Origin of the sequence: Bisbaumannia pacifica, assembly GCF_007989625.1 — a bacterium.
Classification (GTDB): Bacteria; Pseudomonadota; Gammaproteobacteria; order Pseudomonadales; family Halomonadaceae; genus Bisbaumannia; species Bisbaumannia pacifica.
Genome location: NZ_BJUK01000103.1, coordinates 1 through 1,083, shown reverse-complemented (window position 1 = coordinate 1,083; position 1,083 = coordinate 1). Strand labels below are relative to the sequence as shown.

General features: G+C 53.0%; 2 protein-coding genes. Both read left to right on the top strand.

The features are described from left to right. Nucleotides 1-580: hypothetical protein (locus HPA02_RS18360; RefSeq protein WP_222594019.1), on the top strand; the 580-nt coding region annotated here is incomplete at its 5' end. Continuing rightward, complete coding sequence (locus HPA02_RS18080) at nt 573-758, top strand: hypothetical protein (RefSeq protein ID WP_146804597.1); 186 nt, start codon at nt 573-575, stop codon at nt 756-758. The genes HPA02_RS18360 and HPA02_RS18080, both read left to right, overlap by 8 nt. Nucleotides 759-1,083: the final 325 nt, after the last annotated feature.

Genomic DNA, 1,083 nt, shown 5'->3' with positions numbered 1-1,083 from the left:
GCAGCAGGGCAGGTATATCAGCCAGGACCCGATAGGGTTGGTAGGGGGAGATAACCTTTACCAGTATGCCGCGGCCCCCAATATTGAGGTAGACCCTCTCGGGCTCAGGGGGGTATATGGTCTTGGGGGTGGGCCTTATAGTCAATCGAACATGGTTAGGAGAGCAGCAGCCCGTCAAGAGCCAGCGAGTAAGACTATAGCTGCTGGATTAGATGCTGGAGGTGAGGTGTTTGGCGGGGTGTTTGGCACTTCGCTGTCTTCAGGGGGGCAAGTTGATTCGGGCGGTAATTTATGTGCTGTAACAACAGCATGCATGAAGTTTGGGCTTGGTGCTTATGCAGGCGCAGGATTTACGGGTGGAGCTTCTATCAATGACACTGTAGAAACAGGAGTTTCAGAAAGTTGGGGGTTCTTTCTTCAAGGTGGTAGCGGTCTTGCTTCCGGTGCTTCGGTTAATTCTGGCGAGGGATCCTTAGGCACTGCAAAAGGCTTTTTTGGGGTGGGCTTAGGTGGAGCAGCAGGCGTCCAATTTTGCCGTATTTCTACAGTGTGTGGAGAAGGGGAGGAAAGAAATGAATAAAGAGTTAAAGATAATAGCTGTATCGTTTTCAGTTATGGTCGTGGGGGGGGGGATGGTTGAGGTGGGTTTTGAAAGCACTGGAAAGTTTTTGGCTACTGTGGGCATCTTGACTGGAATAACCTTCATCTCTATAGGGGGGGTTAAATACTGGTTTGGAGATGGGTCAAAGAAAAAATAGTTATCAGGAAGGGGGGGTTATGGCCAAGATAAACGAATGGAGATAGCACTCTCTGAATCCCTGAATTCAACCCCTGAATTCAACCAACAAGCGCAACACGGACGTTGCCCCCCATGCACCACCCGCCAGGGAAGGCACTTGCTGTCTTCCCTGGCGGTAGCGTGGCCGAACGGTCACCCCGCCAACGCCTCGAGGAGATGATGCGTCTGTCTTATCCTTGTTTCCTGCTCGCCGCCGCCCTGACCAGCCATGCCGTGAGCTGCGGCGGCATGGTAATCGGCTCCGCCAGCGGGGAGGGCAGATGATGACCGATTCCACCGGACTC

Coding starts and splice junctions, on each gene's coding strand:
- HPA02_RS18080 (WP_146804597.1), top strand. CDS start 573: ATGAATAAAGAGTTAAAGATAATAGCTGTATCGTTTTCAGTTATGGTC.